General features: G+C 61.3%; 6 protein-coding genes and 5 pseudogenes. 7 read left to right on the forward strand and 4 right to left on the reverse strand.

Annotation, left to right across the window (positions count from 1 at the left end; translation table 11 throughout):
* The coding region (locus tag UB48_RS26400) for a glycine betaine ABC transporter substrate-binding protein (protein WP_275560904.1) at window positions 1–273 on the reverse strand (273 nt) is incomplete at its 3' end.
* A 169-nt stretch (window positions 274–442) separates the two neighbouring features.
* On the opposite strand from UB48_RS26400, the gene UB48_RS26405 reads away from it, so the two are divergent.
* Window positions 443–1,402: a GlxA family transcriptional regulator gene (locus tag UB48_RS26405; protein WP_045202275.1), complete on the forward strand. Its 960-nt coding sequence runs from the start codon at window positions 443–445 to the stop codon at window positions 1,400–1,402.
* Here the strand turns inward: UB48_RS26405 and UB48_RS26410 are convergent.
* From UB48_RS26410 to UB48_RS26425, 3 genes and pseudogenes are all read right to left on the reverse strand, one after another.
* Window positions 1,389–1,808 (reverse strand): DUF3010 family protein, encoded by a 420-nt coding sequence (locus tag UB48_RS26410; RefSeq protein WP_045202276.1) that lies wholly within the window; start codon window positions 1,806–1,808, stop codon window positions 1,389–1,391. The two genes, UB48_RS26405 and UB48_RS26410, sit on opposite strands and share 14 nt — an antisense overlap.
* Window positions 1,809–1,815: 7 nt before the next feature.
* Window positions 1,816–2,207, reverse strand: a pseudogene (locus tag UB48_RS27575) (lysozyme inhibitor LprI family protein).
* Window positions 2,208–3,164: 957 nt separating this feature from the next.
* Entirely contained in the window at window positions 3,165–3,818 is a 654-nt protein-coding gene (locus tag UB48_RS26425) for a hypothetical protein (RefSeq protein ID WP_045202282.1), read from the reverse strand.
* Between the two features lie 1,073 nt (window positions 3,819–4,891).
* Between UB48_RS26425 and UB48_RS26435 the strand changes: the two are divergent.
* The 6 genes and pseudogenes from UB48_RS26435 to UB48_RS26460 all read left to right on the forward strand — a co-directional run.
* Window positions 4,892–5,836, forward strand: a pseudogene (locus UB48_RS26435) (dipeptidase); the annotation flags it as partial.
* Window positions 5,837–6,047: 211 nt separating this feature from the next.
* Window positions 6,048–6,578 carry a 4-vinyl reductase gene (locus UB48_RS26440; RefSeq protein WP_045202287.1) on the forward strand — a complete coding sequence of 177 codons (531 nt, stop codon included), beginning with the start codon at window positions 6,048–6,050 and terminating at the stop codon, window positions 6,576–6,578.
* 15 nt (window positions 6,579–6,593) lie between these two features.
* Window positions 6,594–8,614, forward strand: a pseudogene (gene dgcA / locus UB48_RS26445) (dimethylglycine demethylation protein DgcA); the annotation flags it as partial.
* Window positions 8,615–8,714: 100 nt separating this feature from the next.
* Window positions 8,715–10,629, forward strand: a pseudogene (gene dgcB, locus UB48_RS26450) (dimethylglycine demethylation protein DgcB).
* Window positions 10,629–11,842: pseudogene (locus UB48_RS26455) on the forward strand (electron transfer flavoprotein subunit alpha/FixB family protein). The pseudogenes dgcB and UB48_RS26455 overlap by 1 nt, the downstream one beginning before the upstream one ends.
* 15 nt (window positions 11,843–11,857) lie before the next feature.
* The gene (locus tag UB48_RS26460) at window positions 11,858–12,628 is read left to right on the forward strand and encodes an electron transfer flavoprotein subunit beta (RefSeq protein WP_045202289.1); all 771 of its coding nucleotides are present in this window, start codon (window positions 11,858–11,860) and stop codon (window positions 12,626–12,628) included.
* The last annotated feature ends 598 nt before the right edge of the window (window positions 12,629–13,226 follow it).

Raw genomic sequence — 13,226 nt, forward strand, 5'->3', positions numbered from 1 at the left:
CATGATCGGGTTCCAGTAGCCAAGGAACATGTCCAGGCGCTGGTCGCGAATGCCGGCGAAAATGATCTGTTGCGAGGCGCTGGTCTGCTTGGTCTTGTAGCCCAGGCCATCGAGCAGGACCTGGGTCATGGCGCTGGTGGCCATCACGTCGGTCCAGTTCACCACGCCGAGGCGCACGTTCTTGCAGGCGGCCGGTTCTGCGGCCATCACGTTGGTGCTGAGGATTGCGGTACCGACGAGCATCAGCAGGCTACGGCTGATCATTCTGTTCATGGTGGCTCCTCCAACGGCAGTTCTAATTGTTATAGGGGGCGGCCTCTGCGTGCCGTGTGATCAAACTACGCGGCTGCTGTGGGTAAAAATCGCACTGTGGCGACCGGCACTTGCACAGTGGCGACCAGCGCGCTATTAACCCTGCATCCGTGGCCGTCGAGTCTTCGCTATGCCCCAGGATTTCCATTTCTTGCTGTTGCCGGGTTTCTCCGCTATCGGCTTCATTTCCGCGATAGAGCCGCTGCGGGTGGCCAACCGCTTTCGCGGCGAGCTGTACCGCTGGCAGGTGCTGAGCATAGATGGCGGCGCGGTGCAGGCCAGCAACGGTATGTCGGTGAATGCCGACGCCGCGCTGCAGCCGCTGGGCAGGGGCGCAACCCTGCTGGTGGTGGCCGGTTTCGAGCCGCTGCGCAGCTTCGGCCCGGCCCTGCAGCACTGGTTGCGCAAGCTCGATCACGAGGGCGTGGTGTTGGGCGGCATCGATACCGGCAGCGTGGTGCTGGCCGAGGCCGGTTTGCTCGAGGGTTACCGGGTGACCCTGCATTGGGAAGCGCTGGAAGCTTTCACGGAAAGTTACCCGCAGTTGCAGGCAACCCAGGAGCTGTTTGAAGTCGATCGTCGGCGGATCACTTCGGCGGGTGGCACCGCCTCGATCGACCTGATGCTCGACCTGATCGCCCAGGCCCATGGCCCGGAGCTGGCGATCCAGGTGTCGGAGCAGTTCGTGCTCGGCCGGATTCGCCCGCGCCAGGACCACCAGCGCATGCAGATCGCCTCACGCTACGGCATCAGCAACAAGAAGCTGGTGCAGGTGATCGGCGAGATGGAGCGCAACACCGAGCAACCGCTCAACACCCTGGTGCTGGCCGAGTCGGTGCAGGTCACCCGGCGCCAGCTGGAGCGCCTGTTCAAGCTTTACCTGCACGACACCCCCAGCGGCTTTTACCTGCGCCTGCGCCTGGACAAGGCCCGGCAGTTGCTGCGCCAGACTGACCTCAGCGTGCTGGAGGTGGGCATCGCTTGCGGGTTCGAGTCAGCGTCGTATTTCACCCGTTGTTACCGTGGGCGCTTCCAGCGTTGCCCGCGCGAAGACCGCAAGGCCGCGGCGGTCAGCCTCAGCGGCGCTTGAGCAGCAGCGCGCAGGCGCTCTTGTAGGCTTCGTGCTGGTACTTGTTCAGCGACGCCGGCAATTCAAGGTCGTGTTTCTTCGCTTGGGCGCTGATGGTCTGTGGTGACACCAGCTCCACCTCGCAATTGTCCAGCAACTGCAGCACGCCCTCGATCTTGAAGGTGGTCGGGCCACCGGCGAAATCGCCTTTCTTGCTGCGCTTTTTGATCGCCAGGTGGCTGATGCCCTGCTCGGCGATAAAGGCCCGGGCCTGGCGGGCAAAGGCTTTGACGCTATCTGCCAGTTCGTCGTCTTCCAGGGCGATTTTTTTTGTCGCCAGGGCAAGATGCACAGGGCTGGCGCCGTCAAGCGTGGCGACGGCAAGCAGCGCTTCGCTGCCTTTGATTTCAATTCCGCAGATTTTCATGCTGTTCTCAATCGGAGTTTTGCAGCCCCAGGGACTGCAAGTATTCGGAGCGATCATCGCTACGTTGGGCAATGCAGGTGTTCAGGGCCGCGTCGAAAGCCTTGCCGGGTTGCTGGTCATAGGTCTCGACTTTGCAATCGGCGTCGCGCAGTTGCTTCCAGATGGCTTGGGCGTCACGCAGGCGCTTGCTCAGCTCGTCGACCTTGGCTTGCTGGCCGCCGTACTGCTCGCCAATGCGCTGCAGCAGGTCGTCGAAAGCGGCATTGAGCTCGCGTTGGGCGGTGGTGCGGCTGTATTGGGCGCACGCATAGCTTTGCTGGTCGGTGTCGACGTTGTNNCGTCCTCGGCATGGGCGCCGAATGCCAGCAATACCAGGGCCAGGCCTACCATCGTTCTCATCTGCGACATCCTCCGAAAGCTTGGGCGAACATGGGCGCCGATTCTCGCTCAGCGCCGCAGCAAAGAACAGGGTAGCTGTTGCGCCTGTCCACTCACCAGGCCCAGGCTAAAACCACCTGAGGCGCGAAGTGTCGAGTCCTCTACCCAGGGCAGTTCAGATCATCAGGCCGACGATGAATGTTTCGGCCATCTGGCCAAGACGCTCCTGGATCATTCGCTGTATGGCGTGATTTCCCAGGGGATGAAACTGCACCTGGTGAATTTCCAGTTTTACCATGGTTCTGGATTCAAGCCGCTGACGGTCAAGGAGGCTTGTCACTGGCACAGCAGACGAAAGCTCCAGCCTGTGCAACTGGACATCCAATAGACCGTTGGCCCGCTCGTTGACAGGGATGAACTGAAAGCTGTTGAACGCATGGTTGTCATTGCCGATTCTGAACACTTCCCGGGCAGCTGTGGATTGCAGGAGCGCCCTGAACGTTCTGTCGACCTGTTGAACTTGCGTGAGGTCCAGTACGGGCGAGTTCTGTGCAACGGTAGAGAACGCCAGTTCGAGCAATGTCCAATACAGGTGATGCAGCTCGACCTGTTNNCGCCGGTGAAGCGCCAGCCCAGGGTTGCCAGGATCGCACAGTAGCTGGCAAACCAGTCCTGACCCGGGGGCGTTTGTTGTTGAGCCAACAGTTGCGCAAAAAGTGTGCTGTTCAACACGCTCTTGCACCGCGTATCTGTCAGTCGGTCACTGAAACTGAGGACACTATCCGCTGCCACCGCAGCATTCACTGCACCCGGTAGAGTGTTATTGTGGTAGTTGACCAGGCTGCGAGTTGCCGGCGTTAGTGCCGGTGGAATAACTATCGGGGTTGAATCCATAGAGGTGTTCATTGCGAGGGGCTCGGATACTGCCGCATTGCCAGGATTGACCAGTGCGACAGTATCAGTGGAATAGCCAGCGATTCACGGGTGGGGAAGTTCGAAGGTGAGTTGCTGAATGTGGCTACCCAGTTTGCTGGTCACGGTGCTCCTCAGGCTGCTGTAGCTTGCTTTGAGACTGGCATCACTGTGACGGATCTGGATTGGGCGCAGAATGTTCTGACAGGAAAACGAATGCTTTAGCCAGTCATCGGTGACGTTAAAGGGTTTAGTCTCCAGGGCCAGACTGATCTTCTTGATCGCCGTTGACGAACGCGCAATCAGCACTTCAATAGTGATCAACAGCCGGTCCTGGCCAGCCAGCGGTTTAAAAGCAGATTGGCGCAGAACAGTGCTTTTGGGGTCGGGCTGACCCGGCTCGTTCAATGCAGTCCACACCTGCGCTGGAATCGCATAGGGATTGGCAACCTGCTGAAGCAGTTCCATTAGCGTGATTGTGCTTCCCAGGCTTGAGGTGTATTCGGTCAACTGCTCGGTGGTGAAAACCCAGCCTAACTTACCGAGCGCCTTACTGTAGTGCGAGTGCCACGCCTGGATAGATTGATACGGCTGTTTGTCGGCAGACATTTGCGCGAGCAGGCTCGATCTCAATAGGTCTTCCTTGGTGCTCACAGGTAGGTGCGTGGATAAACAGGCAATCTGCGCAGCGTTGATATAACTTTCGAAAGCAATGGGCATGTTGGCACTCCTTGCGATGGGCAGTGCCGATGCCGGGCATCGGCACGCGAAGTATCAAATCTCGAATTGCTCAAGAAAGTTTTCTGCACCACCGGCCAGTTTGTCTTCTACCGCAGAACGGATGCGGGCATACAGATTGGTGTTCAACTGAACCTGGCTAGCAGCCCGATAGATGGTCACATTGGTTTTCTTGAATTTGAAAAACAGCACGCGCTTGGTCCTGACCTGTTTCTTGAACTCCAGGCAATTGAGCACCATCGCTANNGCTGGACTCGAGGCACGGAAGAATCTGGAAGGTGCCGAAGGATTCCGAGGCGCTGTTGTTTTCCAGCAGGTTCAGTGCGCCCTGGTCTTTTTGCAGGCCATTCAGGGTTTTTTCCGCAATGCTCCTGAATGCACCGCCACCGGACACCGCGCCAATGATTTCCAGGGCAATCTGGTCCATGGAAAACTCACTGGCGCGTGGGGTGTAAAGCTGAGAGGCGTTGTTGGTAGTGTTCCATCCCAATGTCGCCAGGCCTTTGGTGTAGAACTCATACCACTGCTTGCGCTGGGTTTCCTTGTCGAACTTCTTGTCTGCCCCTTGTTGCATGAGGGAGATGCAGTTCATTACATCAATACTGTTTTGTTCCGACAGCGAGTCAGTGAGGCCGATGGCACTTTCACCGACGACGACGCCATTGTCGGTGTTTTCGTCGAAGGCGACTCCCGGGAGGGTGGGTGCTGCCGCAAACGCCGCGCGAGTGGCGATGACGGGTTTGCGGGCAGGCAGCTCAAGGGAACTGATGAAGTCAAGTTGATCCGATTGCAGCATGTCGTTACTCCTGTAAAGGGCGCCAGCCTCCTGGCTGGTCGAGCAATGATAGAGCGACCACTGCTGCAACCCAGAGGGACGCGCTTCTATTCCCAGGGTTCGCCGCGGCACAAACTGCCCCCCCTTCAGCAGGCGTTGACGCTTTCGGCAATTCCCCTGTCGTTTTTGCATCTGGGCGACATTGCCCCTAGGCATATGCTGGCTCCAAAGCGCCGGCAGAAGATTCGGCGCAGGTTTTACCAATAAAGGGGACAGCCTGATGAGCCCAGCCGAATTACACGCCGACAGCATCGTTATCGACGGGCTGATCATTGCCAAATGGAACCGCGAGCTGTTCGAGGACATGCGCAAGGGCGGCCTGACCGCGGCCAACTGCACAGTGTCGGTCTGGGAAGGCTTCCAGGCCACGGTCAACAACATCGCCGCCAGCCAGAAGCTGATCCGCGACAACAGCGACCTGGTGATGCCGGTGCGCACCACCGCCGACATCCGCAAGGCCAAGGAACTGGGCAAGACCGGCATCCTCTTCGGCTTCCAGAACGCCCATGCCTTCGAAGACCAGATCGGCTACGTCGAGGTGTTCAAGCAGCTGGGCGTGGGCATTGTGCAGATGTGCTACAACACCCAGAACCTGGTCGGTACCGGTTGCTATGAGCGTGACGGCGGGCTATCGGGTTTTGGCCGCGAGATTGTCGCCGAGATGAACCGCGTCGGGGTTATGTGCGACCTGTCCCATGTCGGTTCCAAGACCTCCGAAGAAGTCATCCTCGAATCGAAAAAGCCGGTGTGCTACTCCCACTGCCTGCCTTCCGGGCTTAAGGAGCACCCGCGCAACAAGTCCGATGAAGAGCTCAAGTTCATTGCCGATCACGGCGGTTTCGTCGGCGTTACCATGTTCGCGCCGTTCTTGGCCAAGGGTATCGATTCGACCATCGACGACTACGCCGAAGCCATCGAATACACCATGAATATTGTCGGTGAAGACTCCATCGGCATCGGTACCGACTTCACCCAAGGCCACGGCCAGGATTTTTTCGAGTACCTGACCCACGACAAGGGCTACGCCCGGCGCCTGACCAACTTCGGCAAGATCATCAACCCGCTGGGCATCCGCACCGTGGGCGAGTTCCCCAACCTCACCGAGACCCTGCTCAAACGCGGCCACTCCGAGCGCGTGGTGCGCAAGATCATGGGCGAGAACTGGCCTCTGGAGCCTACTCCGCTCGCCGATAGCTGCGTCAGGTCCTCGCGAAAAGCTCGCCTTACCTCGGTACTGTCTCGCCTTTCGCTCCGGTCCTTTCTTACTCTCGACGTGCTCGCTACGGCTCCAAAGGCATTCACAGCGGCTGTTTATTGAAGAGCAAAGCCAAAGCGGCTTTGCATCGTGAATACCACATTTCTGGAGTTCAGTTTCCATGGCCAAGATCGCCCCGCAATTGCCTATCGAAGTCGACAGCGAAACCGGTGTCTGGACCAGCGACGCCCTGCCGATGCTGTACGTGCCGCGGCATTTCTTCGTCAACAACCACATGGGCATCGAGGAAGTACTGGGCGCCGAGGCCTATGCCGAGATCCTCTACAAGGCCGGCTACAAGTCTGCCTGGCACTGGTGCGAGAAAGAGGCCGAATGCCACGGCCTGCAAGGCGTGGCGGTGTTCGAGCACTACATGAAGCGCCTGTCCCAGCGCGGCTGGGGCCTGTTCAAGATCCAGGACATCGACCTCGACAAGGGCACCGCCAGCGTCAAGCTCGAGCATTCGGCGTTCGTCTATGTGTACGGCAAGGTCGGGCGCAAGGTCGACTACATGTTCACCGGCTGGTTCGCCGGGGCCATGGACCAGATCCTGGCCGCCCGCGGCAGCAACATTCGCACGGTCGCCGAGCAGGTCTACGGCGGTTCGCAAGAAGGCCACGACGACGGCCTGTTCATCGTCAAGCCGTTGTAAGTCGAGGATCCTGCCATGGCTTTCGAAGCAATGTTCCAGCCGATCCAGATCGGCAAACTGACCATCCGCAACCGGGTACTGAGCACTGCGCACGCCGAGGTCTACGCCACCGACGGCGGCATGACCACCGAGCGCTACGTGAAGTACTACGAAGAGAAAGCCAAGGGCGGCATCGGCCTGGCGATTTGCGGCGGCTCCTCGGTGGTGGCCATCGACAGCCCGCAGGAATGGTGGGCGTCGGTGAACCTCTCGACCGACCGCATCATCCCGCACTTCCAGAACCTGGCCGACGCCATGCACAAGCATGGCGCCAAGATCATGATCCAGATTACCCACATGGGCCGTCGCTCGCGCTGGGACGGCTTCAACTGGCCGACCCTGATGTCGCCATCGGGGGTGCGCGAGCCGGTGCACCGGGCCACCTGCAAGACCATCGAGCCAGAAGAAATCTGGCGGGTGATCGGCAACTACGCGCAGGCCGCGCGCCGGGCCAAGGAAGGTGGCCTGGACGGCGTCGAGCTGTCGGCGGTGCACCAGCACATGATCGACCAGTTCTGGAGCCCGCGGGTCAACAAGCGCACCGACGAATGGGGCGGCACCTTTGAAGGGCGGATGAAGTTCGGCCTGGAAGTGCTCAAGGCCGTGCGTGCCGAAGTGGGCCCGGACTTTTGCGTGGGCATGCGCATCTGCGGTGACGAGTTCCACCCCGATGGCCTCAGTCATGAGGACATGAAGGAAATCGCCNNCCACCGGCATGCTGGATTTTTTCGGCGTGATCGGTTCGGGCTGCGACACCCACAACACCCTGGCCAACGTCATTCCCAACATGAGCTTCCCGCCCGAGCCGTTCCTGCACCTGGCAGCCGGCATCAAGGAAGTGGTCAAGGTGCCGGTGCTGCACGCGCAGAACATCAAGGACCCGAACCAGGCTACGCGCATTCTCGAAGGCGGTTATGTCGACATGGTCGGCATGACCCGTGCGCACATCGCCGACCCGCACCTGATCGCCAAGATCAAGATGGGCCAGATCGACCAGATCAAGCAGTGCGTGGGTGCCAACTACTGCATCGACCGCCAGTACCAGGGCCTGGACGTGCTGTGCATCCAGAACGCCGCGACCTCCCGTGAATACATGGGCGTGCCGCACATCATCGAGAAAAGCACCGGACCCAAGCGCAAGGTGGTGGTGGTTGGCGCCGGGCCTGCGGGCATGGAAGCCGCGCGCGTGGCAGCAGAGCGCGGCCATGACGTCACCCTGTTCGAGAAGAAGGACGCCATCGGCGGGCAGATCAGCATTGCCGCCAAGGCGCCGCAGCGCGACCAGATCGCCGGTATCACCCGCTGGTACCAGCTGGAGCTGGCGCGCCTGAAGGTCGACTTGCGCCTGGGGACTGCCGCCGATATCGACACCATTCAAGACCTGCGCCCGGACATCATCGTGCTGGCGGTGGGCGGCCATCCATTCATCGAGCAGAACGAACACTGGGGCGCCGCCGAAGGGCTGGTGGTCAGCAGCTGGGACGTGCTCGACGGCAAGGTGGCGCCGGGCAAGAACGTGCTGGTGTACGACACCATCTGCGAATTCACCGGCATGTCGGTGGCCGACTACATCGCTGACAAGGGCAGCCAGGTCGAGATCGTCACCGACGACATCAAGCCGGGCGTGGCCATTGGTGGCACGTCGTTCCCGACCTACTACCGCAGCATGTACCCCAAAGAAGTGATCATGACTGGCGACCTGATGCTGGAAAAGGCTGGTGGCGGTGCTGGAGAACGAATACACCGGCGCCAAAGAGGAGCGGGTGGTCGACCAGGTGGTGATCGAGAACGGCGTACGGCCGGACGAGGCGCTGTACTACGGCCTCAAGGAAGGCTCGCGCAACAAGGGCCAGATCGACATCGAAGCGCTGTTCGCGATCAAGCCGCAGCCGATTCTCAGCCAGCCGGGCGAAGGCTACTTGCTGTATCGCATCGGCGACTGCGTGGCGCAGCGCAATACCCATGCCGCTATCTACGATGCACTCCGGCTTTGTAAGGANNGCAAGCGGCAAGCTTCAAGCGGTAAGCAAGAGCAGCGCGGTGTTGCCCTGGCTTGCGGCTTGAGGCTTGAGGCTTGCACCTGAAAGGTGCCTCTAAATGTTGAACACCCTTATCCCCATCCTCCTGTTCGCCGCCCTGGGCCTTGCTGTCCTGGGCGCGCTGCGGCGCGTGCGGATGTGGCGCCAGGGTCGGCCTTCGAAGGTCGATCTGCTCGGCGGCCTGCTGGCCATGCCCCGGCGCTATATGGTTGACCTGCACCACGTGGTCGCCCGCGACAAGTACATGGCCAACACCCACGTGGCCACCGCTGGCGGCTTTGTCCTGGCGGCGGTGCTGGCGATCCTGGTGCATGGCTTCGGCCTGCATAANNGCTACGCCTTGCTGTTCGCTACTGTGCTGATGTTTGCCGGTGCGCTGTTCGTTTACAAACGCCGGCTCAATCCGCCGTCGCGGCTGTCCAAAGGCCCATGGATGCGCTTGCCGAAAAGCCTGCTGGTGTTCGCCGCAAGCTTCTTCATCGCCACCTTGCCGGTCGCCGGGATCCTCCCCGAAGGCTTCGGCGGCTGGCTGCTGGTGGCGCTGCTGGGGCTTGGCGTGTTGTGGGGCGTGTCCGAGCTGTTCTTCGGCATGACCTGGGGCGGGCCGATGAAGCATGCCTTCGCCGGTGCCCTGCACCTGGCCTGGCACCGGCGTGCCGAGCGCTTTGGCGGTGGCCGTTCGACCGGGCTCAAGCCCATCGACCTGGAAGACCCGCAAGCGTTGCTGGGGGTAGAAAAGCCCAAGGATTTCACCTGGAACCAATTGCTCGGTTTTGACGCCTGCGTGCAGTGCGGCAAGTGCGAGGCCGTGTGCCCGGCGTTTGCCGCCGGCCAGCCGCTGAACCCGAAAAAACTCATCCAGGACATGGTCGTTGGCCTGGCCGGTGGTACCGATGCCAAGTTTGCCGGCAGCCCCTATCCTGGCAAAGCCCCAGCCGATCGTCAACGGCCTGGTCGATGCCCAGACCCTGTGGTCGTGCACCACCTGCCGCGCCTGCGTCGAGGAATGCCCGATGATGATCGAGCACGTCGATGCCATCGTCGACATGCGCCGCCACCTGACCCTGGAAAAAGGCGCGACACCGAACAAGGGCGCCGAGGTGCTGGACAACCTGATCGCCACCGACAACCCCGGCGGCTTCGCCCCGGGCGGGCGGATGAACTGGGCGGCGGACCTCAACCTCAACCTGCTCGGCGACATCAAGACCGCCGAGGTGCTGTTCTGGGTCGGCGATGGTGCCTTCGACATGCGCAACCAGCGCACCCTGCGCGCTTTCGTCAAAGTGCTCAAAGCCGCGCAAGTGGACTTCGCCGTGCTCGGCCTGGAAGAGCGCGACAGCGGTGACGTGGCCCGGCGCCTGGGCGATGAAGCGACCTTCCAGCAACTGGCCCGGCGCAATATCCAGACCCTGGCCAAGTACAGCTTCAAGCGCATCGTCACCTGCGATCCGCACAGCTTCCACGTGCTCAAGAACGAATACGGGGCCTTCGGCGGCAACTACCTGGTGCAGCACCACAGCACTTACATCGCCGAGCTGATTGGCGCAGGCGCGCTCAACCTGGGCCAGCACAAGGGCGGCAGCGTGACCTACCACGACCCGTGCTACCTGGGCCGCTACAACGGTGAGTACGAGGCGCCGCGCGAGGTATTGCGCGCGCTCGGCATCGAGGTCAGGGAGATGCAGCGGTCGGGCTTGCGTTCGCGCTGCTGCGGCGGTGGCGGCGGAGCGCCGATTACCGATATTCCGGGCAAACAACGGATCCCCGACATGCGTATGGATGACATCCGCGAAACCGCCGCCGAGCTGGTGGCCGTGGGTTGTCCACAGTGCACGGCGATGCTTGAGGGCGTAGTCGAGCCCCGTCCGCTGATCAAGGACCTGGCGGAACTGGTTGCCGACGCCATTCTCGAAGAACCGGCGGCGCCGAGCAAACCCGCTCCGGCACAGCGTGAACCTGCGGAGGTGCACTGATGAGCGACATTATTCGCCGTGATCCGCGCGCCGAGTGGATCGCCCGCAACCGCTTGCACCCGCTGCATGCGGCCATGCAGCAGGGCCAGCAACACAGCTGGATGGGGCCCAACGGCATCATTCGCAAGAACCCGCACGGGGTNNCCCCAATGGCCTCAAGCGCATCGACCGCAGCGGCGCCCAGCAGGGTGGCAGCAGCAAGCGCACGGCTGCGGCCGTGGTGCAATTGCTGCTGCACCAGGTGGCACAGCCGGCGTTCTACATCGCCGTGGTTCCAGACATGGTCGGCGGTCGCCTGGGCAGTCACGACCGCGACCTGCTGGGCCTGGCCCACAGCCTGGCCGGTAGCGACGGCGCGGTGCTGGCAGTGGTGTTTGGCGAACACAAGGAAAGCAACTTTTCCACAGCCGGTGTCGATCGCCTGCTGGTCATCGAAGGTGACGAGTTCGCAGGTTACGCACCGGAGCAGTTGGTGCAGGGCCTGCGCGCTGTGGATAACCAGTACAGCCCACGCCATTGGCTGCTGCCAGACAGCCGCACGGGTGGCGGCGAGCTGGGCCGGCGCTTTGCTGCGGCCATTGGCGAACGCCCGGCGACTCGGGTCTGGCAGGTCAAGGACGGGCAGTGCAGCGGCCGTGCCGGCGCTGGCCAGCAAGACCTGGTCCGCGGCTTGCCGCGCTTGATCCTGGCAGCCGCCGAATGTGCGGAACCGGTCAGTGAAACCCGTCATGAAGCCTTGCCGGTGCAGTTATCCACAAGTGCTGTGCGCAGCTTGTCGCGCATTGAAGACCTCGGCCCGGTGGCCGTCGATCCGGCGGCCATCGCCATGGCCGAGGCCGAATTCATTGTCTCGGGCGGTAATGGCGTCAAGGATTGGGAACTGTTCCACCGCGCCACCGTGGCCCTCGGCGCGACCGAAGGCGCCTCGCGGGTAGCAGTGGACGACGGCTTTATGCCACGCAATCGCCAGGTCGGTGCCACCGGTACCTGGGTGACCGCGCGGGTATACCTGGCTGTGGGTATTTCCGGGGCGATCCAGCACCTGCAGGGCATCGGCGCCTGCGACAAAGTGGTGGCGATCAACATGGACCCCGGCTGCGACATGATCAAGCGTGCCGACCTGTCGGTGATCGGCGACAGCGCGGCGATTCTCCAGGCGCTGATCGAGGCTGTGGAAAACTACCGCAACGACGTCAAGCGCGATGCGGCCTGAGGGCAGGGGATAACTATGCACACCAAGGTCATCAGTCTGGTTTCAATCGGTGCCCACCCAAGCTCTGGCCGTACTCGGCGTGCCGAGCAGGATGCCCGGGCGGTAGAGCTGGGCCTGCAGCTGGCTGGGGATAACTTGCAGGTGCTGCACGCCGGCGACCCGCAGGAGCCGGCCTTGCGCGCTTACCTGGGTATGGGCCTGGAGCACATCGACGTGCTCGAACAGCCACATGGCGCCGATGCCCTGGGCGTACTCGGCGATTACCTGCGCGACGCTGGCGCTCAATTGGTGCTGACCGGCAGCCAGGCGGAAACCGGCGAAGGTTCGGGGATGCTGCCGTTCCTGCTGGCCGAGCGTCTGGGCTGGCCGCTGGTGGTGGGCCTGGCCGAAGTTGAATCTATCCACAATGGCGTCGCCCAAGTGCTGCAGGCTTTGCCACGCGGTCAGCGGCGGCGTCTGAAGGTACGCCTGCCGCTGCTGGCGACTGTGGATAACGCCGCGCCCAAGCCGCGCCAGAGCGCCTTTGGCCCGGCCCGGCGCGGGGTGTTGGCAGCGCGCCAGGTGGATGTTGTCGAAGACGAGTTATTCACAAGCGCCGAGCTGCAGCCGGCCAAGCCACGGCCCAAGCGCCTGAAAGTGATCAAGGCCAAGAGCGGCGCCGACCGCATGAAAGCTGCTACCGCCAAGGCCAGTGGCGGTGGTGGGCAAGTACTCAAGGACCTCTGCCCCGCAGACGGCGCGCAAGCCATCCTCAAGCTGCTGGTGGAAGAGGGCGTATTGCGCTGACAGTTGCTCACAAAGTCTGTTGGCCGATCTGTGGATAAAGTGTTCGTGTATGGCTGCAGGGCACGCATTGCGTGCCCTTCGGCGTTATGGTCAAAAAATGATCAAGCTAAGTTGTGGATTTTTCGAGGTTTTCTCCCTCTGGCTCGGCTGAGTTTGCCCACAATCGCTGTTGGCGGGTCTGTGGATAATATGTTCGGCAATGGCTAAGAGGCCCGTGTGGCAAGGGCTGCGCACGGTTGATCAAAAACTAGCCAATTGCCGTGTTTATGCCTGCCCACGCCCGTTTTTTCAGTTGTTCAGGGCGTTATCCACAACGCTTTTTCACCGCTTCGACTTTTGCACACAAAGTCTGTTGGCCTCTCTGTGGATAAGGTGTTCGCCTTCCGCTGTGAGCCTTGTATTTAAAGGCGTGCAGAGATTTGATCAAATATTGATCAATAAAATTTAGTGGGAAAAACAACGACTTGCCCACATTAGCTGTGGGCTGTCCTGTGGATAAAGTGTTTGCTGTGTGGACGGGCCCAGTGGGGCCGGGGGATTGCGGTAGGTGATCAAAATTTGTACAGGCTGGTACGGCCCCATCGCTGGCAAGGCCAGC

Source organism: Pseudomonas sp. 2(2015), from assembly GCF_000955865.1.
Lineage (GTDB): Bacteria > Pseudomonadota > Gammaproteobacteria > Pseudomonadales > Pseudomonadaceae > Aquipseudomonas.

Coding starts and splice junctions, on each gene's coding strand:
- UB48_RS26460 (WP_045202289.1), top strand. CDS start 11,858: ATGCACACCAAGGTCATCAGTCTGGTTTCAATCGGTGCCCACCCAAGC.
- UB48_RS26405 (WP_045202275.1), top strand. CDS start 443: ATGCCCCAGGATTTCCATTTCTTGCTGTTGCCGGGTTTCTCCGCTATC.
- UB48_RS26410 (WP_045202276.1), bottom strand. CDS start 1,808: ATGAAAATCTGCGGAATTGAAATCAAAGGCAGCGAAGCGCTGCTTGCC.
- UB48_RS26425 (WP_045202282.1), bottom strand. CDS start 3,818: ATGCCCATTGCTTTCGAAAGTTATATCAACGCTGCGCAGATTGCCTGT.
- UB48_RS26440 (WP_045202287.1), top strand. CDS start 6,048: ATGGCCAAGATCGCCCCGCAATTGCCTATCGAAGTCGACAGCGAAACC.